Annotated in this window: 19 protein-coding genes and 1 tRNA gene; 10 read left to right on the top strand and 10 right to left on the bottom strand. The window is 66.7% G+C overall.

Features of this window, described 5'->3' with window-relative positions; all coding sequences use genetic code 11:
- Positions 1-3 precede the first annotated feature (3 nt).
- The 3 genes from mexE to MF6396_RS17900 all read right to left on the bottom strand — a co-directional run bounded on the left by mexE (position 4) and on the right by MF6396_RS17900 (position 4128).
- A complete protein-coding gene (mexE, locus tag MF6396_RS17910; RefSeq protein ID WP_043864073.1) occupies positions 4-1236 on the bottom strand; it encodes a multidrug efflux RND transporter periplasmic adaptor subunit MexE in 1233 nt (410 codons plus the stop codon).
- Between the two features lie 197 nt (positions 1237-1433).
- Complete coding sequence (locus MF6396_RS17905; RefSeq protein WP_078481163.1) at positions 1434-2747, bottom strand: MFS transporter; 1314 nt, start codon at positions 2745-2747, stop codon at positions 1434-1436.
- 70 nt (positions 2748-2817) lie between these two features.
- The gene (locus MF6396_RS17900; protein ID WP_043864071.1) at positions 2818-4128 is read right to left on the bottom strand and encodes an L-fuconate dehydratase; all 1311 of its coding nucleotides are present in this window, start codon (positions 4126-4128) and stop codon (positions 2818-2820) included.
- A gap of 101 nt (positions 4129-4229) precedes the next feature.
- On the opposite strand from MF6396_RS17900, the gene MF6396_RS17895 reads away from it, so the two are divergent.
- The 8 genes from MF6396_RS17895 to MF6396_RS17860 all read left to right on the top strand — a co-directional run bounded on the left by MF6396_RS17895 (position 4230) and on the right by MF6396_RS17860 (position 13767).
- Entirely contained in the window at positions 4230-5177 is a 948-nt protein-coding gene (locus MF6396_RS17895; protein ID WP_054914325.1) for a LysR substrate-binding domain-containing protein, read from the top strand.
- A gap of 38 nt (positions 5178-5215) precedes the next feature.
- Positions 5216-6187 (top strand): LysR family transcriptional regulator, encoded by a 972-nt coding sequence (locus MF6396_RS17890; protein ID WP_043864069.1) that lies wholly within the window; start codon positions 5216-5218, stop codon positions 6185-6187.
- A gap of 158 nt (positions 6188-6345) precedes the next feature.
- Complete coding sequence (locus MF6396_RS17885; RefSeq protein ID WP_078481162.1) at positions 6346-7896, top strand: UxaA family hydrolase; 1551 nt, start codon at positions 6346-6348, stop codon at positions 7894-7896.
- A gap of 36 nt (positions 7897-7932) precedes the next feature.
- The gene (locus MF6396_RS17880; RefSeq protein WP_078481187.1) at positions 7933-9519 is read left to right on the top strand and encodes an aldehyde dehydrogenase (NADP(+)); all 1587 of its coding nucleotides are present in this window, start codon (positions 7933-7935) and stop codon (positions 9517-9519) included.
- Complete coding sequence (locus tag MF6396_RS17875; RefSeq protein WP_078481161.1) at positions 9512-10570, top strand: Ldh family oxidoreductase; 1059 nt, start codon at positions 9512-9514, stop codon at positions 10568-10570. The genes MF6396_RS17880 and MF6396_RS17875 overlap by 8 nt, the downstream gene beginning before the upstream one ends.
- 26 nt (positions 10571-10596) lie before the next feature.
- Positions 10597-11814, top strand: coding sequence for a fumarylacetoacetate hydrolase family protein (locus MF6396_RS17870; RefSeq protein ID WP_078481186.1), 1218 nt, complete (start codon positions 10597-10599; stop codon positions 11812-11814).
- Positions 11815-11900: 86 nt separating this feature from the next.
- Positions 11901-13214 (top strand): MFS transporter, encoded by a 1314-nt coding sequence (locus tag MF6396_RS17865; RefSeq protein ID WP_054914329.1) that lies wholly within the window; start codon positions 11901-11903, stop codon positions 13212-13214.
- Positions 13215-13386: 172 nt separating this feature from the next.
- Positions 13387-13767: a termination factor Rho gene (locus MF6396_RS17860; protein ID WP_078481185.1), complete on the top strand. Its 381-nt coding sequence runs from the start codon at positions 13387-13389 to the stop codon at positions 13765-13767.
- A 46-nt stretch (positions 13768-13813) separates the two neighbouring features.
- On the opposite strand, the gene MF6396_RS17855 is transcribed toward MF6396_RS17860, so the two are convergent.
- The 6 genes from MF6396_RS17855 to MF6396_RS17830 all read right to left on the bottom strand — a co-directional run bounded on the left by MF6396_RS17855 (position 13814) and on the right by MF6396_RS17830 (position 19584).
- Complete coding sequence (locus MF6396_RS17855) at positions 13814-15034, bottom strand: zinc-dependent alcohol dehydrogenase (protein WP_078481160.1); 1221 nt, start codon at positions 15032-15034, stop codon at positions 13814-13816.
- A 74-nt stretch (positions 15035-15108) separates the two neighbouring features.
- Positions 15109-15903: a DUF3618 domain-containing protein gene (locus MF6396_RS17850; protein WP_078481159.1), complete on the bottom strand. Its 795-nt coding sequence runs from the start codon at positions 15901-15903 to the stop codon at positions 15109-15111.
- Complete coding sequence (locus MF6396_RS17845; RefSeq protein WP_078481157.1) at positions 15900-16328, bottom strand: phage holin family protein; 429 nt, start codon at positions 16326-16328, stop codon at positions 15900-15902. Before MF6396_RS17845 ends, MF6396_RS17850 begins: the two co-directional genes overlap by 4 nt.
- Positions 16328-16909, bottom strand: a complete 582-nt coding sequence (locus MF6396_RS17840; RefSeq protein WP_102063817.1) for a hypothetical protein — start codon at positions 16907-16909, stop codon at positions 16328-16330. Before MF6396_RS17840 ends, MF6396_RS17845 begins: the two co-directional genes overlap by 1 nt.
- Positions 16910-17094: 185 nt before the next feature.
- Positions 17095-17568: a hemerythrin domain-containing protein gene (locus MF6396_RS17835; RefSeq protein WP_043864060.1), complete on the bottom strand. Its 474-nt coding sequence runs from the start codon at positions 17566-17568 to the stop codon at positions 17095-17097.
- A 225-nt stretch (positions 17569-17793) separates the two neighbouring features.
- Positions 17794-19584, bottom strand: a complete 1791-nt coding sequence (locus tag MF6396_RS17830) for a thiamine pyrophosphate-requiring protein (protein ID WP_054914333.1) — start codon at positions 19582-19584, stop codon at positions 17794-17796.
- A 176-nt stretch (positions 19585-19760) separates the two neighbouring features.
- Here MF6396_RS17830 and MF6396_RS17825 point away from each other — a divergent pair, with 176 nt between their 5' ends.
- Positions 19761-20801 (top strand): GlxA family transcriptional regulator, encoded by a 1041-nt coding sequence (locus MF6396_RS17825; RefSeq protein WP_229590272.1) that lies wholly within the window; start codon positions 19761-19763, stop codon positions 20799-20801.
- A gap of 124 nt (positions 20802-20925) precedes the next feature.
- A tRNA-Gln gene (locus MF6396_RS17820) sits at positions 20926-21000 on the top strand.
- Between the two features lie 155 nt (positions 21001-21155).
- Here MF6396_RS17820 and MF6396_RS17815 read toward each other — a convergent pair.
- Positions 21156-22385 carry a DUF3422 domain-containing protein gene (locus MF6396_RS17815; protein ID WP_078481156.1) on the bottom strand — a complete coding sequence of 410 codons (1230 nt, stop codon included), beginning with the start codon at positions 22383-22385 and terminating at the stop codon, positions 21156-21158.
- Between the last annotated feature and the right edge of the window lie 4 nt (positions 22386-22389).

The raw sequence follows: 22389 nt of genomic DNA, 5'->3' as shown, positions 1-22389 counted from the left end.
CCCTTAACCGCGTGGTGCCGCGGCACTGGCGAGCTTGACCGTGACCGGCTTGCTCGGGGTGCTGGCTTCCAGGGCCTGGCGTTGCTGGGCGAGGGCGGCGAGGGTGGTGTCGCTGGCCATCGGGGTTTCTTCAGGGCTGACCGGCGAGCCAGGGCGTACACGCTGCAGGCCCTTGACCACGATGCGGTCTTCCTTGCTCAGGCCGCTGCGCACGATACGCAGGCCTTCGAGTTTGGGGCCCAGCTCCACGGCGCGGTAATCGGCCTTGTTGTCCTTGTCCATCACCAGCACGAACTTCTTGCCCAGGTCGGTGCCCACGGCCTCGTCGTTGATCAGCACGGCCGAATAGGTGGCGCTGCCGACCAGTTTCAGGCGTGCGTACAGCCCGGGGGTGAACTGGCCGTCGCTGTTGTCGAACACCGCGCGACCGCGAATAGTGCCGGTCTTGGGGTTGACCTGGTTGTCGACGAAGTTCATCTGGCCCAGGTGCGGGTTGCCGGTTTCGTTGGACAGGCCCAGGTACACCGGGGTGCTCTGGCCGCGCTGGCCGTCGCGGGCCAGCTGGGTGTACTTGAGGTACACGCGCTCGTCGGCGTCGAAGTAGGCGTAGACCTTGTCGGTGGACACCACGCTGGTGAGCGCGGTGACATCGGCGGTGACGATGTTGCCGGCGGTGAACTCGGCGCGGCTGACACGGCCGCTGATGGGCGCGGTCACGCGGGTGAAGCTCAGGTTCAGCCTGGCCAGGTCCAGCTGCGCCTGGATCGCGGCCACCCCGGCGCGGGCTTCGGCGGCGGCACTGGTGCGCGACTCGGCGAGTTCGGCGGAAATCGCGTTGCTGCTGCGCAGGCGCTCGCCGCGCTGGGCTTCGGTCTGGCTGCGGGTGGCGGTGGCGCGGGCTTGTTGCAGTTGGGCTTCAAGTTGGCGTACCTGAGCCTGGAACGGGCGCGGATCGATCTGGAACAGCAGGTCGCCTTTCTTGACCTGGGCACCTTCGGTGAAGGCTACCTGGTCGATCTGGCCGGACACGCGCGGGCGTACTTCGACGGTTTCGGGGGCTTCGAGGCGGCCGGTGAACTCGTCCCATTCGTTGATGGGCTGCTCCAGCACCTTGGCCACCGTGACTTTCGGCGCACCGGGCGCTTGCGGGGCCTCCGGGGTACGACCACAGGCACTCATCACCACCAGTGCCAGGGCAGCAAGGGGATAGCGCAAGGGTTTGAGTGAGTGTTCCATGGATAGATCCGCCAATGTATTGAGAGTGGGCGGATTCTGCGATTTGTAACTATTAACAACGAATCGAATGGGGCGAAGGTAACTATCATTCGGAATGATATGAACGCCATTCGCCGGCAAGGCCGGCTCCTACATGCAGATGCACAAACCCGTAGGAGCCGGCCTTGCCGGCGAATGAGCGCGTAACCGATACCCGATCAGGCCTGAGCCTTCTCCTCCTGCCCTTGACGCAACCGCGTGCTGATCAGCGCCGCCAGCACCAGCAGGCCGGCGATCACCCACAGCCCGTTGCGCGTGCTGCCGGTGGTCTGCTCGATCAACCCCATCACCGACGGCCCGACGAACCCGCCGAACAGCCCGCACATGGTCACGAACGCCAGCCCCGCCGCCAGTGCACTGCCGCTCAGGCGGCTGGACGGGAACACGAAGATGATCGACTGCACCACGAACAGCATCAGCGCCGTCAGCGAAAAGCCCACCAGCCCGATGAACGAGTTGGAGAACGAGGCAATCACCAGCCCCGCCGCCATGGTCAGCAAGCCGAAGAACATGATCATCCGGCAGCGGGTGGGGGTGGTGGCCAGGCGCGGGAAGGTCGCGGCGCCAATGGCGGCGGCAATCCACGGTACCGAGGTCAGCAGGCCGATCTGGAACGGCGACAGGTTGCCATAGGTGCCGATGATGCCCGGCAGAAAGAAGATCACCGTGTAGATGGTGATCTGGTGCACGAAGTACACCGCGATCGCCAGCCAGATCTGCTTGTCGCGAAACATCTGGCTCAGGCGGGTTTGTGGCGGCGCGGCGGCTTTTTCGGCGTTCAGGCGCTGCTCGATGTCGCGCTTGTCGGCCTCCGACAGCCATTTGGCCGAGGCCGGCCCGTCAGGCAGTTTCTTCCACACCACATACGCCAGCGCCACCGCCGGCAGGCCTTCGATCACGAACAGCCACTGCCAGCCATGCCAGCCCAGCAAGCCGTCCATCTGCAGCAACGCACCGCCCAGCGGCCCGCTGAGGATGTTGGCCAGGCACACGCCCAGCAAAAAGTAACCGGTGGCACGTGCCCGCTGTTCGCGGTCGAACCAGTAGGTCAGGTACAGCATCACCCCCGGGAACAGCCCGGCCTCGGCCACGCCCAGCAGCAGGCGCATGATGTAGAACGAGGTCTCGCCCTGCACGAACGCCATGCCCGCCGACAGCAGGCCCCAGGTGATCATGATGCGGGTGATCCAGAAACGTGCGCCCACCCGGTGCATGATTAGGTTGCTTGGCACCTCGGCCAGCGCGTAGGTCAGAAAGAACAGCCCGGCACCCAGGCCGTAGGCAGCGGCCGACAGCCCCAGGTCGATGCCCATGCTGGCCTTGGCCAGGGCAATGTTGGTGCGGTCCAGAAAGCTCATCACGTAGACGATGACCAGCAGCGGCAGCAGTTTGCGCAGCAGCAGGCTGTTCAGGCGTTGTTCGGCAGGCACGGCGGGCGCGGCCGCCGCTGTCGCGGTATTGAGGATTGTCATTATTGTTAACCCCGGTATTGATGGTGCGGCCCGCCGACGCGCAGGGCGCGGCGGCGGGCTTGGGTGTCGATCAGGTGCGGGCGATGTCCAGCCACACCGGGCCGTTCGGGTACTGGTAGCGCTCCAGGGTGTCGGCGTGCATCTCGATGCTGTAGCCGGGGCGCAGCGGTGGCATGTAGCGGCCGCGGCGGATCACCACCGGGTCGATGAAGTGCTCGTGCAGGTGGTCGACGTATTCCAGCACGCGGTTGTGCAGCGAGGCCGAAACGCCGATGTAGTCGAACAGCGCGATATTCTGCACGTATTCGCACAAACCCACACCCCCGCCATGCGGGCACACCGGCACGTCGTACTTGGCCGCCATCAGCAGGACGATCAGCACCTCGTTCAGCCCGCCCAGGCGCGCCGCGTCGAGCTGGCAGAAGTCCAGCGCACCGGCCTGGAACATCTGCTTGAACATCACCCGGTTGTGGCAGTGCTCGCCGGTGGCCACGCCGATCGGCGCGATGCGCTGGCGAATGGTGGCATGGCCGAGGATGTCGTCGGGGCTGGTCGGCTCCTCGATCCACAGCGGTGCGAAGGCGGCCAGGCGGCGCATGTTCTCGATCGATTCGTCCACGCCCCACACCTGGTTGGCGTCCATCATCAGGGTGCGTTCCCAGCCCAGCTCGTCACGCAGGATGCCGGCGCGGCGAATGTCGTCTTCCAGGTTGGCGCCGATCTTCTGCTTCACGTGGGTCCAGCCATCGGCCACGGCCTCGCGGGTCAGCTGGCGCATCTTCTCTTCGCTGTAGCCCAGCCAGCCCGGTGCGGTGGTGTAGCCCGGGTAGCCTTCGCGCAGCATCTGCGCCTCGCGCTCGGCCTTGCCCGGCGCATTGCGGCGCAGCAGGGCGATGGCTTCCTCGGGGGTGATCACGTCGGTGACGTAGCTGAAGTCCAGGCAGCGCACCAGCTGCTCGGGGCTCATGTCGGCCAGCAGCTTCCACACCGGTTTTTCTTCGTGCTTGGCCCACAGGTCCCACACGGCATTGATGATGGCGGCGGTGGCGAGGTGGATCACGCCTTTTTCCGGGCCCAGCCAGCGCAGCTGGCTGTCGCCCACGGTGAAGTTGTGCCAGAAGGCGCCCATGTCGGCGGTGATCTCTTCCAGGGTCAGGCCCACCACCATCGGTGCCAGCGACTGGATCGCGGCCACGCAGATCTCGTTGCCGCGGCCGATGGTGAAGGTCAGGCCGTGGCCTTCCAGGGGGCTGTCGGTGTGCAGCACCACGTAGGACGCCGAATAGTCCGGTGCGCTGTTCATCGCGTCGGAGCCGTCGAGCGACAGCGAGGTAGGGAAACGGATATCGCGAACGCTCAGGTGGGTAATTCGAATGCTCATGGCGGGCTCTTGTTCTCGGTGACCACTTGGAGTCCCGACTGTAGGTTGCCGAGCGATACGTGCATAATCGCGGTTTCCTAACCAGGGATACCGAATTCGATATGTCTGCGAGCCCTGAAGCCGATCCGCTGCTGCCACGCAGCCTCGGCGCGCTGAAAATTTCCAGCCGCCAGATCACCTTGCTCAACGCCCTGGGCGAGTTCGGCAACCTGCGCCGCGCCGCAGCGGCCATGCACACCACCCAACCGGCGGCGAGCCTGCTGTTGCAGCAGTTGGAGGAGCGCCTGGGCGTACGCCTGTTCGAGCGCCTGCCCCGGGGCATGCAGCCCACTCTGTATGGCGAGGTGATGATCCGCTATGCCCAGGGCGCGCTGCACGAGTTCGAGCACGCCCAGGCGCAGATCGCCGAACTGGCCCGCGGTGCCATGGGCCTGGTGCGGGTGGGCACGGTGATGGGCCCGGTGCCGCGCCTGCTGACCGGCGCGGTGCTGGCCTACAAGCGCGACCATCCCAAGGTGCGCATCAGCATCGAGGTGGGCACCAGCGACACCTTGCTGCCGGCGCTGCTGCGCGGCGACTTCGACGTGGTGCTCGGGCGCCTGCCCGACCAGGGTGACAGCCAGGACCTGGACATCGAGCTGTTCGACATCGGCGAGCAGATGCGCGTGATCGCCAGGGCAGGGCACCCGCTGGCCGGCGCCGCGGCGCTGCAACTGGCCGACCTGGTCAGCCTCACCTGGATCCTGCACCCGCTCGGCAGCCCGATGCGCCGGCGCGTGGAAAGCGCGCTGCAGGCCGGCGGCATGGTGCAGTCGCTGGACATCGTCGAGACCGCCTCGATCCTGGCCACCACCGCCATGCTCGAAGCCTCCGACATGATCGCGGTGGTGCCCAACGACGTGGCCGAGCATTATGCGCGCTATGGCATGGTCGCCATCCTGCCGGTGGAGCTGCCCATCAGCATGGTCAACCTGGGCCTGCTGACCCTGCGTTCGCGCCCACGCTCGGTGGCGCTGAACACCCTGCTGCATTACCTGCGGGCGCAATGACATGACCTGCGCCGCCACCTTCAGGAGGCACTGAGCCGATGCCCTCGGACATTACCCATTCCAGCTTCTGCAACTGGGTGCGCTTCAAGCACCTGGTGCTGATCGACACCCTGGCGCGCACGCGCAACATGCACGCCACCGCCTCGCGCATGAACCTCAGCCAGCCAGCCCTGAGCAAGATGCTGCGCGACCTCGAGGAGCAGTTCGGCTTTGCCCTGTTCGAACGCCTGCCGCGCAGCATGCCGCCCACCGAGCTGGGCGAGTACGTGGTGCGCTATGCGCAGAACGCGCTGGCCGACTCGCACACCTTCGTCGACCAGGTCAATCGCCTGCGCAAGGGCGGGCACGGCTTCATCAAGGTGGGCGGCATCTTCGCCGCCACCTCGGTGGTGCTGCCCCAGGCCATTGCCGCGATCAAGGCGCGCAGCCCGCTGCTGTCGATAGAAGTGGTGGAGCAGTCCAGCGACTACCTGCTGGCGATGCTCGAACAGAACAAGCTCGACCTGATGATCGGGCGCTTCACCGAACCGCGCTTCGCCCAGTTGTTCGACTTCCAGGCACTGGAGCCCGAGCCCTTCTGCCTGGTGGTCAACAGCAGCCACCCGCTCAACCAGCTCGAGATCACGCCGCTGGAGGCCCTGGGCGACTGGCCGTGGGTGCTGTACCCGGTCGGCACGCCGATCCGCGACCGCCTGGAGCGGGCGTTTCGCGCTGCCAACATCGCCACCCCCGCCGACAGCGTGGATACCATCTCGATGCCGATGTTCCTGCAACTGCTGCAGTCGGGGCCGATGATCGCCATGCTGCCGCGCTCGATGGTGGCGGCGCAGTTGGCCAGCGGTCAGTTTCGCGAGCTGCAGACCCCGCTGCACCTGGCACCGCTGGAGTACGGCATCATCACCCGCAAGGACCAGCCGCTGACCGGCTCGGCGCAGGTGTTCGCCGATATCCTGCTGGACTTCGCCCGTCAGCGCCGTCAGGCCGAGGGTCATAAAACGATCTATAAATGAAACGAGAATTCGCACTTCGATAACCCAGGGTTATCGCTTGATCGGATCATCTCATTGGGAATACGCCGGCCGGCTCCTTACAGTTGGTGCAGATTCGCCCGCACAAGACGGGCGTGATGCCATAACAAGAAGCTTGCCGTAGCGCCCTGAGAGGTCCCATGCACCTGATTGCCAGAACCCGCAGCAGCGAAGACCCTGCGGTCATCCGCCTCAACCCGCTGGACAACGTGCTGATTGCCCGCCAGGTGCTGCCCGAGGGCCTGCACCTGGACGCCGAGGCGGTCACCGTGCGCCAGTCGATCCCTTCGGGGCACAAGGTGGCCAGCCAGCGCGTGGAGCAGGGCGAGGCGCTGCGCCGCTATGGCCAGATCATCGGCTTTGCCTCGCAGCCCATCGAGGCCGGCGAACACGTGCATGTGCACAACGTGGAGATGGGCGACTTCGCCCGTGACTACGCCTTTGGCGAAGACGCCCACAGCGTGCCGGCCAGGGAAGCCTTCTTCGAAGGCATCGTGCGTGCCGACGGGCGGGTGGCCACCCGCAACTACGTGGGCATCCTGACCTCGGTGAACTGCTCGGCGACCGTCGCCCGCGCCGTGGCCGACCATTTTCGCCGCGATATCCACCCCGAGGCGCTGGCCGACTACCCCAACGTCGATGGTGTGGTGGCCCTGACCCACGGTGCCGGTTGCGCGGTCGACCCCAGCGGCGAAGCCCTTGGCCTGCTGCGCCGCACCCTGGGCGGCTATGCCGTGCACCCCAACTTCGCCGCCGTGCTGATCATCGGCCTGGGCTGCGAGACCAACCAGATCGAAAGCCTGATGCAGACCCAGGGGCTGACCGCCGGCGCCCAGTTGCGCGCGTTCACCATCCAGGGCATTGGCGGCACCTCCAAGACCATCGCCGCCGGTATCGAGCAGGTCAAGGCGCTGCTGGCCGACGCCAACCAGGTGCGCCGCGAGCCGGTCAGCGCCCGGCACCTGATCGTGGGCCTGCAATGCGGCGGTTCCGACGGCTATTCGGGCATCACCGCCAACCCCGCGCTGGGCAATGCGGTAGACCGCCTGGTGGCTGCGGGCGGCACCGCGATCCTGTCCGAAACCCCTGAAATCTACGGCGCCGAGCACCTGCTGACGCGCCGTGCGGTCAGCCGCGAAGTGGGCGAGAAGCTGATCGCGCGCATCCACTGGTGGGAAGACTACTGCCAGCGCATGAACGCCGAGCTCAACAACAACCCCTCGGCCGGCAACAAGGCCGGTGGCCTCACCACCATTCTCGAAAAATCCCTGGGCGCCGTGGCCAAGGCCGGCTCCAGCAACCTGGTGGACGTGTACCAGTACGCCGAGGCCGTGCGCGCCAAGGGGCTGGTGTTCATGGACACCCCCGGCTACGACCCGGTGTCGGCCACCGGCCAGGTCGCCGGCGGTGCCAACCTGATCGCCTTCACCACCGGTCGCGGTTCGGCCTACGGCTGCGCCCCGGCGCCGTCGATCAAGCTGGCCACCAACAACCGGGTGTTCGAGTACCAGGAAGAAGACATGGACGTGAACTGCGGCGGCATTGCCGACGGTTCCACCAGCATTGAAGAACGCGGCGCCTACATCTTCGAACAGATGCTGCGCATCGCATCGGGCCAGCGCAGCAAGAGCGAGCAACACGGCTACGGGCAGAACGAGTTCGTGCCGTGGCAGATCGGCGCCGTGACCTGATTGACCTTTCCGCACCCTTACAGAGGCGAAATGCACATGAGCTTTTCCGGACACAACTTCATCGCAGGCCAGCGCAGCGCCCTGGGCGACACCCTGGTCTACAGCGTCGACGCCCACACCGGCGAACGCCTGCCGGGCGGTTTCCACCAGGCCACCCTGGGCGAAGTCGACAGCGCCGTTGCCGGTGCCAGCGCGGCCTTCCCGTTGTTTCGCAGCCTGCCGGCCGTGCGCCGGGCCGAATTTCTCGACGCCATTGCCGATGAACTCGACGCCCTGGGCGAGGACTTCGTGGCGCTGACCTGCCGCGAAACCGCGCTGCCAAGCGCACGCATCCAGGGGGAGCGCGGTCGCACCAGCGGCCAGATGCGCCTGTTCGCCAAGGTGCTGCGCCGTGGCGACTTCTACGGTGCGCGCATCGACCAGGCGCTGCCCGAGCGCACGCCGCTGCCACGTCCGGACCTGCGCCAGTACCGCATCGGCGTGGGCCCGGTGGCGGTGTTCGGCGCCAGCAACTTCCCGCTGGCATTCTCCACCGCTGGCGGCGACACCGCCGCAGCGCTGGCAGCCGGTTGCCCGGTGGTGTTCAAGGCCCACAGTGGCCACATGGCCACTGCCGAGCGCGTGGCTGAAGCACTGCTGCGTGCCGCCGACAAAACCGGCATGCCGGCCGGCGTGTTCAACATGATCTTCGGTGGCGGTGTGGGCGAGGCGCTGGTCAAGCACCCCGGCATCCAGGCCGTGGGCTTCACCGGTTCGCTCAAGGGCGGCCGTGCCCTGTGCGACATGGCGGCGGCGCGGCCGCAGCCGATCCCGGTATTTGCCGAGATGTCGAGCATCAACCCGGTACTGGCGCTGCCGCAGGCACTGGCCAGCCGTGGTGCGCAGATGGCCAGGGAACTGGCCGCCTCGGTGGTGCAGGGCTGTGGCCAGTTCTGTACCAACCCGGGCCTGGTGCTGGGCATCCGTTCGCCGGCCTTCACCACCTTCATCGAGCAACTGGGCGGCCACCTGGCCGAACAGGCGCCGCAGACCATGCTCAACGCCGGCACCCTGGCCAGCTATGGCAAGGGCCTGCAGGCACTGCTGGCGCACCCCGGCATCCAGCACCTGAGCGGCCAGGCACAAGCCGGCAACCAGGCCCAGCCGCAGCTGTTCGGCGCCGATGTCAGCCTGCTGCTGGAACACGACGAACTGCTGCAGGAAGAGGTGTTCGGCCCCTGCACCATCGTGATCCAGGTGGCCGACGACGCCGAGCTGCTGCGCGCCGTCAGCGCCCTGCGGGGCCAGCTCACCGCCACGCTACTGGCCGACGGTGACGACCTGCCGGCCTTCGCCCAGCTGTTCGGCGTGCTCGAAGACAAGGTCGGCCGCGTGCTGGTCAACGGCTACCCCACCGGTGTGGAGGTGTGTGACGCGATGGTGCACGGCGGCCCGTACCCGGCCACCTCCGATGCCCGCGGCACCTCGGTCGGCACCCTGGCCATCGACCGTTTCCTGCGCCCGGTGTGCTACCAGAACGTGCCCGACGCGCTGTTGCCGGACGCCCTGAAGGACGCCAACCCGCTGGGTATCCAGCGCCTGGTCGATGGCCAGTACAGCCGCCAGGGCCTGAGCGATGTCTGAAGCCCGGCGCTACGACACGGCCACGCTGACCCGGTTCGTCGAACAGTTGTTCGAGGGTGCCGGGGCCGACGCCGAGGTGGCCCGGGTGGTGACCCGCGTGCTGCTCGAGGGCGCGCTGCTGGGGCACCGCACCCACGGCCTGAACCTGGTCAGCCGCTATGTCGGTGGCGTACAGCGCGGTGAGGTCAAGGCACGTGCCGCCGACCTCGAACACCTGCAGGGCAGCGGCATCGCCACGCTGTTCGACGGCCACTACGTGCTGGGCCCGTACTGCGTGGAGCGTGCCCTGGCATGCGCCGCGCAGGGTGCCCAGGCGCAGGGTATCGGCATCTCGGTGGTGCGCCGTGCCTCGCACATCGGCTGCCTGGCGGCCTACCTCAAGCCCTACACCGACCGTGGCCTGGTGGCCCTGCTGTATTCCTCCGACCCGTCGGTGGGGCTGGTGTGCGCCCAGGGCGGCATCGACCCGGTCTACACCCCCAACCCGATTGCCGCGGGTATCCCGACCCAGGGCGAGCCGATCCTGCTGGATGTGAGCATGTCCAGCGTCACCCTGGGCCTGGTGGGCCAGTGCCGCGATGCCGGCACCACCTTGCCCCACGCCGTGCTGATGAGTAACGACGGCACGCCGAGCAACGACCCGCGCGACTTCTTCACCACGCCCCAGGGCAGCCTGCTGCCATTGGGCGGGCAGGCCTTCGGGCACAAGGGCTTTGCCCTGGCCCTGCTGGTCGAGGCGCTGACCTCGGGCCTGGCCGGGCACGGGCGCAAGGACGCGCCGCAGCAGTGGGGCGCCTCGGCCACCGCAGTGGTGATCGACCCGCGCTTCTTCGGCGGGCTTGAGGCCTTTACCGCCGAGAGCAGCTTCCTTGGCCAGTTGGTGCTGGCCAGCCGTCCGCTCGACCCGCAGCGCCCGGTGCGCCTGCCGGGCCAGGCCGGGCTGAAACTGCGCGAGCAGGCGTTGCGCGAAGGCCTGGGCCTGTCGCCGGCGGTGCTCGATGCGCTGAACCAGACCGCTGCGCAGTTGCAACTGGCGCCGCTCCCGCAATGACCGACCACCACAACAAGAGTGCACACATGACCAACCAGAACCAGGCGCACGCGCCTCTCGCACTGAGCAACGATCTCGCCGTGTTCGCCACCGGCAGCTGGGTAGGGCGGGTGTGGCTGCCCGAGCAGGGCCCGGCCGTGGTGCTGGTCAGGGCGGGCGCGGTGCATGACATCAGTGCCCATGTGGCCACCGTCTCGGCCCTGCTCGAACAACCCGACCCGGCCGCCTACCTGCGCGCACTGCCGCTGGGCGAGGCGTTGATCGAGCTGCCCGCGCTGCTGGCCAACAGCGACCCGCAGCAGCGCGATGCGCGCCTGCCATGGTTGCTGGCCCCCATCGACCTGCAGGCGGTCAAGGCCGCCGGCGTGACCTTCGCCGCCAGCCTGCTGGAGCGTGTGGTCGAAGAGCAGGCCAAGGGCGACCCGGCCAAGGCCGACGCGATTCGCGACACCCTGGTCAGCCGCATCGGCGCCGACCTGTCGCGTATCGTGCCCGGCTCGGCCCAGGCCGAAGAACTGCGCGTGCTGCTGGTGGAGCAGGGCATGTGGTCGCAGTACCTGGAAGTGGGCATCGGCCCGGACGCCGAAGTGTTCACCAAGGCCCAGCCGTTGTCGGCGGTCGGCCACGGCGCCGATATCGGCCTGCACCCCAAGTCCAGCTGGAACAACCCCGAGCCCGAGGTGGTGCTGGCGGTGTCGAGCAACGGCACCATCCACGGCGCCATGCTGGGCAACGACGTGAACCTGCGCGACTGCGAGGGGCGCAGCGCGCTGCTGCTGTCCAAGGCCAAGGACAACAACGCCTCGACCGCCCTCGGCCCGCTGCTGCGCCTGTTCGACGAGACCGTCAGCCTGGAGGACGTGCGCGCCGCCGAAGTCGACCTGCGCGTCGAAGGCCGGGATGGCTTCGTGCTGCAGGGGCGCAGCTCGATGCGCCAGATCAGCCGCGACCCGGTCGACCTGGTGCAGCAGACCCTCAACGAGAACCACCAGTACCCCGACGGCCTGGTGCTGTTTCTGGGTACCCTGTTCGCGCCCAAGCAGGACCGTGACCAGCCCGGCAGCGGTTTCACCCACAAGCTGGGCGATGTGGTCACCATCAGCAACCCGCTGCTGGGCAGCCTGTGCAACCGCGTGACCACCAGCGACCAGGCGCCACAATGGGCATTCGGCCTGCGTGCGCTGATCGAAAGCCTGAGCCGTCGTGGCTTGCTGGAGGTGGCAGTGACTGCACGCCAGCCCTGAGCGGGCGTGCGTATTCCAGGGATGACGTGTGGATGAAGGATCGCCTCGGCGTTTGACGCTGCAACAACAATAATAAAGGCCATCAGATGAACGCACTGAAGAAGTACCAACGCATCACCGTCGTGTTTCTGCTGTTGATCGGCATCGTCAACTACCTGGACCGCAGCGCGCTGTCGATTGCCAACACCTCGATCCAGCGCGACATGCTCATCAGCCCTTCGCAGATGGGCATCCTGCTGTCGGCCTTCTCCGTGGCCTATGCCTTTGCGCAGTTGCCACTGGGCCTGATCATCGACCGCCTAGGCAGCAAGATCGCCCTGGGCGCCTCGTTGCTGGCCTGGTCGGTGGCGCAGTCGCTGTGCGGGCTGGTCAACAGCTTTGGCGGCTTCATGGGCCTGCGGGTGCTGCTGGGGATCGGCGAGGCGCCGATGTTCCCCTCGGCGGCCAAGGCGCTGTCGGAATGGTTCGACGCCAACGAGCGGGGCACGCCGACCGGCATCGTGTGGTCGTCGACCTGCCTTGGGCCGTGCCTGGCGCCACCGTTGCTGACGCTGTTCATGGTCAACTTCGGCTGGCGCGGGATGTTCATCATCACCGGCGTGATCGGCATCGTGCTGGCGCTGTGCTGGTTGACGTTCTACAAGAGCAAGGCCAGGTATCTGGCGGAACTGGCGGCGCAGGGCCAGGCGCTGCCAAGCGAACAGCCGGCGCCGCGGGCTGACGCGGTGCAGGCGCCCAAGGCGTCGTATTTTGCCGGCTGGCTCGACCTGTTCAAGCATCGCAGCACCTGGGGCGCGGTGCTGGGCTTCATGGGCGTGATCTACATGCTGTGGCTGCACCTGACCTGGCTGCCAGGCTACTTCGAGCGCGAGCATGGGCTGAACCTGTACGACACCGCGTGGGTGGTATCGCTGGCCTATGGTTTCGGCGCGGTGGGCACCATCGTGGCGGGGCGGTTCTGCGACCTGCTGGTACGGCGTGGCATGAGCGTGCTGGCCAGCCGCAAGTTCAGCGTGATCACCGGGCTGGTGCTGGCGGCGCTGTTCACCTTGCCGCTGTCATATGTGAGCGGGTTGACCGGGTGCGTGATACTGCTGTGCCTGGCGCTGTTCAGCATCAACATGGCCAGTGCCACGGCGTGGATGATCGTCAACACCATCGTCGACAGCCCGCGGGTGGCCTCGTTTGGTTCGATCCAGAACTTTGGCGGCTACATTGCAGGGTCCGTGGCGCCGATCGTGACCGGGTTCAGCATCCAGTATTCGGGCTCGTTCAATACCGCGTTCATGATCAGTGCGGTGGTGGCGCTGTGCTCGGCGCTGGCGTACTTCCTGTTGCTCAAGGCGCCGATCGGCGGGGCGGATGAGCCGGCGGGGCAGATGGCCGGGGCTACCCAGTAGGACAGGTGGCGAGCGCTTCGCGCTCGTTCGCTGGCGTGCCAGCGAAGAGGCCGGTGGTCTTCGCTCCTCTGCCATTCATCCACCCAATCGCACCCTGGCGCACGCGCGCCCTCAAACCCCCTGAATGGCCCGTGACACGGGCCCGCATTCAACCGGATCGAGGGTGAGCACCATGCCCCAGGGAAGCAAAGCCAAGTACACCGCCGAGCAGAAACGCAAGGCGCAGCACATCGAAGAAAGCTACGAGCAAAAAGGCACGCCCAAAGCCGAGGCCGAGGCGCGTGCCTGGGCCACGGTGAACAAGCAATCTGGCGGGGGCGAGAAAAAGGGCGGCTCAGGTCGCAGCACCCCGGCCGGCGAAAAGCACGCCGCTGCCTCCGACTCGGCCAAACGCGCCGCCAGCACCCGCGCCGGCCACGCGCGCACCTCCATCACCTCGTTGGCCAGCCAGACCAAGCAAAGCCTGCTCAAGGAGGCGCGCAGCAAGGACATCAAGGGGCGCTCGAGCATGACCAAGGCGCAGCTGATCGAAGCGCTGCACGCCCACCACTGAACCCACCCGACGCTGACCGGCGAGGCTGCCGGCCAGCGTCACGGGCTCAGGCCACCACGCCGTCGTCGACGATGGCCATCGGCAACTCGATGCTGCTGTCGCCAGGCGTGAGGATGACCTTGCGGCACTCCTGCTCCTTCTTGTCGAAGATCCTGTAGCCCTCGGCCGCCTGCTCCAGCGACAGGCGGTGGGTGATGATGGTTTCCGGCGTGAGCGCGCCGGTTTCGATGTAGCCCAGCAGTTCGGGCAGGTAGCGCTGCACGTGGGTCTGGCCCATGCGAAAGGTCAGGCCCTTGTCGAACGCATCGCCGAACAGGAAGCCGTGGATGAACCCCGAATACACCCCCGGCACACTGACCACACCGCCGCGCCGGGCTGCCGCGATGCACTGGCGCAAGGCCTTGCCGCTGCTGCCCTCGAGCTTGAGCGCGGCCAGCACGGTTTCGGTGGTGCTGCCCTTGGCCTCGAAGCCCACCGCATCGACCACACCATCCACCCCGCGCATGCCCGGGGTCTGGCGGATGATGGTATCGGCCGGGTCGTCGTCATCGTCGAAATTGATCGGGATCACGCCATACGCCTGCTGCGCATAGGCCAGCCGGTAGGGGTGGTGGTCGACCATGAAGATGCGTTCGGCGCCGAGCATCCGCGCCACCGCCGCGCACAGCAGCCCGACCGGCCCCGCGCCGTAGATGGCGAGGCTCGAACCCTGGCCGATCTCGGTGTTCTTCACCGCCTGGAAGGCCGTGGGCAGGATGTCGGACAGAAACAGCACCTTCTCGTCGCTCAGCGTGCCCGGCACGCGGAACGGACCGGTGTTGGCCTTGGGTACGCGCACGTACTCGGCCTGGCCGCCGGGTACGCCACCGTACAGGTGGCTGTAGCCGAACAGCGCTGCGCCAGAGGGGATGAGCTTCTTGTTGATGATCGCGCCGCGCCCGGTATTGGTGGTCTCGCACGCGGCAAACAGGTCCTGCTGGCAGAAGAAACAGCTGCCGCAGGCAATCACGAACGGGATCACCACGCGATCGCCCGGCTGCACCGCGGTCACCCCGGTGCCGACTTCCTCGACCACGCCCATGAACTCGTGACCGAAGATATCGCCGTCTTCGACCGCCGGGATCTTGCCGCGGTACAGGTGCAGGTCCGAGCCGCAGATGGCGGTGGCGGTCACCCGCAGGATCAGGTCGTCGGGTTCTTCCAGAATGGGGTCGATTACGGTATCGACCCTGACGTCGTGGGCGCCGTGGTAGGTGAGTGCTCTCATGGTCTCTCCAGCTTCGCGTAGGTAGGTGCAACACAGAGGGGCGCGCCCCGGCGCACAGGGCGCCGGGGCGACACTCAGGGCCTGAAGCCCAGGCCGTCGGACAGGTCGGCAGGCCCCTCGCGGGGGGCCTGCGCGGCAGCTGCCGGCGCGCTGGCGTCGGCGTTGTGCACGGCCTCGGTGGCGTCGGCGTACAGCGCCTTGCCGGTGCGGGTCACCTTGTCGGCCAGGGCATCGCGGGTTTCGCCCATCAGTTCGTCCTCCTTGCGCGTGCCGGGCAATGCCGCGCCCAGGGCCGCGCCGAGGGCGATGCCGATGGCGGCCAGCACCAGCGGCTGGTCCTTGAGCAGGTGGTCGAACTGGCCCTTGAGCTGCGCGGCCTGGGCCTGCACCCGGTCGCTGGCGTGGTGCGCGGCCTGGCGCACCTTGTCGGCCGAGCTGCCCAGGCTGTCGCCGGCGTCGCGCGCCTTGTCGTGGGCCACGTCCGAGGCGTGGTGCAGGTGCTCGCCGGCCTGGGCCATGGCGCCCTTGATGCCGCTGGCAGCGTCGCCCAGCGTGTCGGCCAGGCCGCTGCCGCCAAAGGTCGGCGAGCCGGGTGAGAAGGGGCGGTTCTGGTTCAGCGCCAGCCACGCCAGGCCCACGCCGGTGAGCACGGTGGGCACCGGGTTGTGCTTCAGGGTGGTGCCCAGGTTCTGGAAGAATTCGCCACCGTTGCCCTTGAAGTACGCCATGCCCTGGTCGATCAGCTGGCCGGGGGTGAGGCGGTGTTCCAGCGAGTCCACCAGGTGGCTGATGCTGGCGCGCTTGGCGTCGATCTCCTGCTCCAGGGTTTCCGGGCTCTTGTGCGATTCGGCTTCGAATGAGGTGCTCATGAGACTTTCCTCTTCAGTGCGTCCTTGTCCTGTTGCAGGGCATGCAGGGTGCGGTCAGGGGTGAGGTTGGACGGGTCGAACTGCTTCTTGCCGGCCTGCAGCATCATGAAGCCGATGACCAGGGTCACCGCGCCCACGATCAGCGCCGCCAGCCAGGGCGCGACCACGTAGGCCAGGCCGTACACCGCCGCCATCAGCAGGATGATCAGGCCCGCCAGCAGCACCATGGCGCCGCCGGCCACGGCGGCTGTACCGGCCTTGAGGGTGGTCAGGCTGCGTTGCAGTTCGGCCTTGGCCAGTGCCAGCTCCTTGGTGAACAGCTCGGGCACTTCACGGGTGAGCTGGCGCAGCAGGCTGCCGATGCTGGTGTTGTCGTGCTCGCCCGGTGGCGCGGGGGGCAGGGTATCGAGTGGGTCGCGTTCCATCACACACCTCCCTTGAAGCTGTCCTGGGTGTTGGGGCCATCGGCCAGGGTGCGGCCCAGCGGGTCGGCGGGCACGGGGTTGTCGCGCAGCGGCGGTACCGAGCTCTGGTAGGGCGCGCTGGCACCGTAGGCCTGCGTGGGGGTGCCCGACGCGGTCGGGTGGCTGCTGCTGGCGCGCAGAAAGCGCGACAGGCCAAAGCCGATGGCGACGCTGCCGGCCAGGAACAGCGTGGGGTTGTCGCGGGCCAGTTGCGCGCCCTTGTGCACCAGGTCCTCGATGCTGTTGTCGCGGACCTGGTCGGCAAAATCGCCCAGCCCGCTGGCCAGTTGCGCCATGTACTGGGCCAGCCCGAGGGAATCCTTGCCTTCAAGGGCCGAGGCTGCCGACTTGGCGCCTTCGACCAGCGAGTCGAGCTGTTCGGCGGCCAGGTCGCGATACTGCTCGTACTGTCTGGCGCCGTGTTCCCTGGCGTCGTCGAGCAATGCCCCGGCGTCTTCGGCCAGGGTGTGCAGGTGTTCCTGCGGGGTGCCCTGGGGCGACTGCGAGGCGTCGCCGTGGGCCGACTGATCAGTCCCGTTCATTGTGGTTCTCCCTTACGTTCGGATAAACGCCGGGCACACTGCGCTGATTGCCAAGCACTGTTTTACGGACTCTCAGGCGGATGACGGTGGGCGTGGCGGCAGAGTTCAAGGCAAGTGACAGGTGACTGCCAAGGGCACGACCAAAGGTGGGGCGGGCCCGCCCGGCGGCGGGCCTGGGGAAGGGCTCAGTGGCTGGTGGTATTCTTGAGGGCCTTCATGTAGTTGGCCTTGAACGCCTGCATCTGTTCGCCAAGGGCCTCGAGTTCGGCTTTTTTCAGCAGCTTGCGAGCCTGCGGGAACATCTCGGACTCTTCTTCCTCGATATGGTGTTCGAGCAGCTCTTTCACCACCTTCACGCGGCCGGTGAACTCCGGGGTCGACGGGTCGGTGGTCTTGAGGTCGGGCAGCACCAGGGAGTCGACGGTGCGGTGCTCTTCCTTGGCCTCGTAGTACATCACGTCCTGTTCCTTGCCGCCGGCCTGCTTGAACGCCGGGTAGAGGATCTGCTCCTCGATCTCGGTGTGCACGGTGATTTCCATCTCCAGTTCGGCAAGCAGCTGGGTGCGCGTCTTGACGCCGCGCTCGGTGGATGCGCTCAGTTTTGCCAACAGGGCCTTTACGCGCTTGTGATCGGCTTCGAGCAGTTCAATGGCATTCATGGTGATCTCCGGTGGCGGGTACGGTGGCGTGTTCGCCTCGGTAGTCGTTGCATCAACGGTGCCAGCCTGCACCGCTGGAAAAACCTCGCTGAATCAACGGCGTCGCCAGCGCATGGGCAGCGTCAGGCTTGCAAATTGCCCGAAACGGCCACCGGATCATGCAGTTTGGATGAAGGCACACTGCCCACGCCCACGCCGCCTCAGCGAAGCGGCGTGGGCATGCAATCAGCGCTTGCGCTTGGGCAGCACCGCGCTGAGCACCTGCTTGGCGGTCTGGGTGATCACGCCGGCTTCGTCGGGGTCGCCCTTGAGCAGGGTGGTGGCGAAGTTCTTCGCCTGTTGCACGGTGATGTGCGGCGGCAGGGGCGCCACGTTGGGGTCGGTCTTGAACTCGATCAGCACCGGGCAGTCGCTGGCCAGGGCCTGCTCCCAGGCGGCGGCAACGTCTTCTTCACGCTCGACGAAAATGCCCTTGAGCCCGATGGAGATGGCAAACAGGTGGTAGGGCACGTCGGGAATGTTCTGCGACGCCTCGAACTTGGGGTCGCCCTCCATTACCCGCTGCTCCCAGGTGACCTGGTTGAGGTCCTCGTTGTTGAACACCGCGCAGATCCAGTTCGGGGTCTGCCACTGACGCCAGTACTTGGCCACGGTGATCAGCTCGGCCATGTTGTTCATCTGCATGGCGCCGTCGCCCACCAGCGCGATCACCGGGCGCTCGGGGTGGGCGAACTTGGCCGCGATGGCGTAGGGCACGGCCGCACCCATCGAGGCCAGCCCGCCGGACAGCGAGCACTGCATGCCGCGGCGGATCTTCAGGTCGCGGGCGTACCAGTTGGCGCACGAACCCGAGTCGCTGGTGATGATGGCCTGGTCGGGCAGCCGAGGTGACAGCTCGTGCACCACCCGCTGCGGGTTGATCGGGTTGGCGCTGACCAGTGCGCGTTTTTCCAGGGTCTTGTCCCAGCGGGCGCGCCAGCCTTCGACCTTCTTGCGCCAGCTGCGGCTGGTCTTGCTGTCGAGCAGCGGCAGCAGGGCGCTCAGGGTTTCGGCCGCATCGCCCACCAGGTTGACCTCCATCGGGTAGCGCAGGCTGAGCATGTCGGGCTGGATGTCGATCTGCACCGCGCGGGCCTGGCCCTCCTTGGGCAGAAACTCGGCGTAGGGGAAGCCCGAGCCGATCATCAGCAGGGTGTCGCACTCCTGCATCAGCTTGTAGCTGGGCTCGGTGCCGAGCAGGCCGATGGCGCCGGTGACCCAGGGCAGTTCGTCGGGCAGGGCGGCCTTGCCCAGCAGCGCCTTGGCCACGCCGGCGCCGAGTTTTTCGGCCACGGCGATGACCTCGTCGGTGGCGTTCAGCGCGCCCGCACCAACCAGCACGGCGACCTTCTTGCCCGCATTGAGGATGTCGGCGGCGCGCTGCAGGTCGGCCTCGTAGGGCACCACCCTGGGCTTGCTGTAGCCGACGCCCGAATGCAGGGTGCCGTGGGCACGGGCGGGTTCTTTATAGGGCAGATCCTGCAGGTCGTTGGGCAGGATCACCGCCGTGACGCGGCGCTCGCCCACCGCCGTGCGCACGGCACGGTCGATCAGGTGGCGTACCTGGGAGGGTTCGGAGGCCTGCTGCACGAAGGCGCCGGCCACGTCCTTGAACATCGACAACAGGTCCAATTCCTGCTGGTAATGGCCGCCCAGCGCGGTGCGGGCCTGCTGGCCGACGATGGCGAGCACCGGCATGTGGTCCATGCGCGCATCGTAGAGGCCGGTGAGCAGGTGCGAGGCGCCGGGGCCGGAGGTGGCGATGCATACCCCCAGCTCGCCGGTGAACTTGGCATGGGCTGCGGCCATGAACGCGGCCATTTCCTCGTGCCGCGCCTGGATGAATTCGATCTTGCCCCGGGCCCGGTCGAGCGCGCCGAACACGCCGTTGATGCCATCGCCGGGGTAGCCGTAGATACGTCGCACGCCCCATTGATACAGCCGCTCAACCAGGAAGTCGCCCACTGTCGTCGTCATTCGATCCCTCACGTTTACAAGTGATAGTCAGAGGTCTGGACCGGGCGCGCGCGCAGAAAGTTTCAACTGTCGAGCGTGGCGACGACTATCGCGGCGGGGGCATTTGGAGGCATATTGCCGTGCCACCCGGCGTGCGCTGCACGCTTTACCAGAACAACCAGAAGAGGCAGAACGTGGTGCAACGGCGGCAGTTCAGCGGTGCCCTGCAGGGCTCGAACCTGCGTTTTGTAGGCGGGCAGGGTCACGGCAGCGGGCCCCGGGCGCGGGTGGGCTTTGTGCTGCTCGAACATTTTTCGTTGCCGGCCTTCACCCAGGCGCTCGATACCCTGGTCACCGCCAACCTGATCCAGGCCGACGCCTTCGCCACCACCACCTTCAGCCTTGACGGTGCCTCGGTGGTCAGCGACCTGGGGCTGGTGATCTGCCCGGATGCGCCGCTGGGTTTGAAGACGCTCGAAGGCCTGGACCTGCTGGTGGTGTGCGGTGGCCTGCGCACCGTGCTGCGCCCGCTGCCGGAGCTGGCGCTGTTGCTGCAACGGGCTGCGCAGGCGGGGGTGGCGTTGGCGGGGCTGTGGAATGGTGCCTGGTTTCTGGCCCAGGCCGGCCTGCTCGATGGCTACCAGTGTGCGGTGCACCCGGAGAACCGTGCGGCGCTGGCCGAGCTGGCCAGGCATAGCCAGGTGACAGGGGAGAGCTACACGGTGGACCGAGACCGCCTGACGGCGGGCAGCCCGGCGGGGGCGTTCAACATGGTGCTGGAGTGGATCGGCCAGCGTCATGGGCGTGGCCTGGTGGATGCCGTGGTCGATATCCTGGCCTACGAGGCCTCGCGCTTTCGCCGGGTGCAGCCGACCGTGCACCAGAACATGAGTGCGCCGCTGCGCGAGGCGATCAAGCTGATGGGGGCCAACCTTGAAGAGCCGCTGAGCCAGGTGCAGTTGGCGCAGTATGTGGGGTTGTCCCGGCGTCAGATCGAGCGGCTGTTCCAGTCGCAGCTGGGGACCACGCCGGTCCGTTACTACCTGGAGTTGCGCATTACCGAGAGTCGCCGGTTGTTGCAGCACTCGGACCTGGCGTTGATCGATGTGGCCCTGGCGTGCGGCTTTGTTTCGCCCAGCCATTTCAGCAAGTGCTACACCTCTTTTTATGGGTACGGCCCGTCGAAGGAGACGCGATTTGGCTGCGTGAATGGGCCGCAAAAGCCGGATATGCCGTAAGCCATGCGGTAACCACCTGTTTTTTCGTTATTTTTTATCGTTGGGGGCTTCCCTGGCGAAGCGAAAGTTGGTAAATTTCCGCTCATTCCTGCCGAGGCCTTTCATGGGCTTCCAGTTGCATCACAGGGGCGTCGCCAAGCGGTAAGGCAGCAGGTTTTGATCCTGCCATGCGTTGGTTCGAATCCAGCCGCCCCTGCCATTTTTCTCGTATCAACCTTCCCCAACTATCAAAAAACTGCTTGATTGCGGTCGGCTTCCGTTCGTGTTGCGTTTCGCTGCCGGGCCAGCGGCGCCAAGGCATGCAGGCCATGGCGCTCGGTTTAAACAACGCAGGTTCAAACGCTGGTCGCAGGGCTAGTGATCGTTGTGCTTGACCTTGCGCACCCGCACCAGAATCAACCCCAGCACGCCGATGGCCAGCGGCGCCATGCCCAGCAGTGCGTCCCGTGCGCTGACCTGCAGCCCCATCACCGTCAGGCCTGAATAGATCAGCTTGAACAGGTTGAGCAGGTAGTAGGTGATGGCGATGATCGACAACCCTTCCACTGCACGCTGGATCTTGATCTGGGTGTCGGCGCGGGTGCTCAGGCTCTTGAGGATCTCCGCGTTCTGCTCCTCCATTTCCACCTGCACCCGTGCCTGCAGCAGGTCGCCCAGGTTGGCCACGCTCTTGGCCAGCTGGTCCAGGCGCTGTTCGGTCACGGCGCAGTAGCGCACCGTGGGCTTGAAGCGCCGTTCGATGAAGATACCCAACCGCTGGCAATCGCCCAGGTGGCTTTCGCGCAGCTCGCCCAGGCGCTCGAACACCAGTTGCGCATAGGCCTGGGTGGCGCTGAAGCGGTGGCGGGTCTTCGCGGTGCTGCGCACCATCTGCGCCGACAGCCCGGCAATGTCGCCCAGCAGTGCCTTGGCGTTGCCCGGCTGCGGGTCGGCGTTGCGCTCGGACAGGCTCACCAGGGTTCTGTCGTAGGCATTGAGCTCCACGCTCAGGGCCTTGGCGGTGTCCAGCGACAGCGAGGCCATCATGCGGTAGGTCTCGATCTCCAGCAGGCGCCGGATCATGCGGCCCTGGCGGTAGGCATTGAGGCGCCTGTTGACGAACAGGAAGCGGTTGGTGCCGTCCTCGCCCAGGCGAAAATCGCTCCATACCCGCGCATCGCCTCCGCCAATGCACGAGCCGCACGGGTCCTTGAAACCGTAGCGCGACAGCTCGCCGGCAAATGCCGCGTCGTTGTGCACCATGATCTGCACGGCATTGATCAGGTACGGCAAAAAGGCATCGACCCTGTCCATCAGCAGCGCGGGCAGGGGCTGCCAGGCCGGCGTCTGCTCGGTGGTGGTGACCACCAGGGTGAGGGTGACGAACTCGGCGTGCCGTTCCCATTTCAGGGCGTGGCCTTGCAGTCGGGTGATGCCCTGCACGGCGCCGGGGCTCACCGGCTCCGGCAGGCACTGCAGCAGCAGCGCCTCGCAACGTGCGTCGTCGCTGAGAAAGGCCAGGTGGTAGACGTGGGCGGGCTCGTCGAAGTACAGCGAGGGGCGGGCGTGCAGCTCGTTGTGCAAGGTCTTGCGCTGTGGGTGCATGTAG

Source organism: Pseudomonas sp. MF6396 (assembly GCF_002018915.1).
Taxonomy (GTDB): Bacteria; Pseudomonadota; Gammaproteobacteria; order Pseudomonadales; family Pseudomonadaceae; genus Aquipseudomonas; species Aquipseudomonas palmensis.
Note: the sequence above shows the minus strand (reverse complement) of the source record. Positions and strands in the feature narration are given on the sequence as shown.

Excerpts from the sequence above, each read along its gene's own strand:
- mexE (WP_043864073.1), bottom strand. The coding sequence starts at position 1,236 with ATGGAACACTCACTCAAACCCTTGCGCTATCCCCTTGCTGCCCTGGCA.
- MF6396_RS17845 (WP_078481157.1), bottom strand. The coding sequence starts at position 16,328 with ATGGAACGCGACCCACTCGATACCCTGCCCCCCGCGCCACCGGGCGAG.
- MF6396_RS17875 (WP_078481161.1), top strand. The coding sequence starts at position 9,512 with ATGTCTGAAGCCCGGCGCTACGACACGGCCACGCTGACCCGGTTCGTC.
- MF6396_RS17880 (WP_078481187.1), top strand. The coding sequence starts at position 7,933 with ATGAGCTTTTCCGGACACAACTTCATCGCAGGCCAGCGCAGCGCCCTG.
- MF6396_RS17890 (WP_043864069.1), top strand. The coding sequence starts at position 5,216 with ATGCCCTCGGACATTACCCATTCCAGCTTCTGCAACTGGGTGCGCTTC.
- MF6396_RS17895 (WP_054914325.1), top strand. The coding sequence starts at position 4,230 with ATGTCTGCGAGCCCTGAAGCCGATCCGCTGCTGCCACGCAGCCTCGGC.
- MF6396_RS17850 (WP_078481159.1), bottom strand. The coding sequence starts at position 15,903 with ATGAGCACCTCATTCGAAGCCGAATCGCACAAGAGCCCGGAAACCCTG.
- MF6396_RS17870 (WP_078481186.1), top strand. The coding sequence starts at position 10,597 with ATGACCAACCAGAACCAGGCGCACGCGCCTCTCGCACTGAGCAACGAT.
- MF6396_RS17835 (WP_043864060.1), bottom strand. The coding sequence starts at position 17,568 with ATGAATGCCATTGAACTGCTCGAAGCCGATCACAAGCGCGTAAAGGCC.
- MF6396_RS17855 (WP_078481160.1), bottom strand. The coding sequence starts at position 15,034 with ATGAGAGCACTCACCTACCACGGCGCCCACGACGTCAGGGTCGATACC.
- MF6396_RS17830 (WP_054914333.1), bottom strand. The coding sequence starts at position 19,584 with ATGACGACGACAGTGGGCGACTTCCTGGTTGAGCGGCTGTATCAATGG.
- MF6396_RS17860 (WP_078481185.1), top strand. The coding sequence starts at position 13,387 with ATGCCCCAGGGAAGCAAAGCCAAGTACACCGCCGAGCAGAAACGCAAG.
- MF6396_RS17840 (WP_102063817.1), bottom strand. The coding sequence starts at position 16,909 with ATGAACGGGACTGATCAGTCGGCCCACGGCGACGCCTCGCAGTCGCCC.
- MF6396_RS17865 (WP_054914329.1), top strand. The coding sequence starts at position 11,901 with ATGAACGCACTGAAGAAGTACCAACGCATCACCGTCGTGTTTCTGCTG.
- MF6396_RS17905 (WP_078481163.1), bottom strand. The coding sequence starts at position 2,747 with ATGACAATCCTCAATACCGCGACAGCGGCGGCCGCGCCCGCCGTGCCT.
- MF6396_RS17885 (WP_078481162.1), top strand. The coding sequence starts at position 6,346 with ATGCACCTGATTGCCAGAACCCGCAGCAGCGAAGACCCTGCGGTCATC.
- MF6396_RS17815 (WP_078481156.1), bottom strand. The coding sequence starts at position 22,385 with ATGCACCCACAGCGCAAGACCTTGCACAACGAGCTGCACGCCCGCCCC.
- MF6396_RS17900 (WP_043864071.1), bottom strand. The coding sequence starts at position 4,128 with ATGAGCATTCGAATTACCCACCTGAGCGTTCGCGATATCCGTTTCCCT.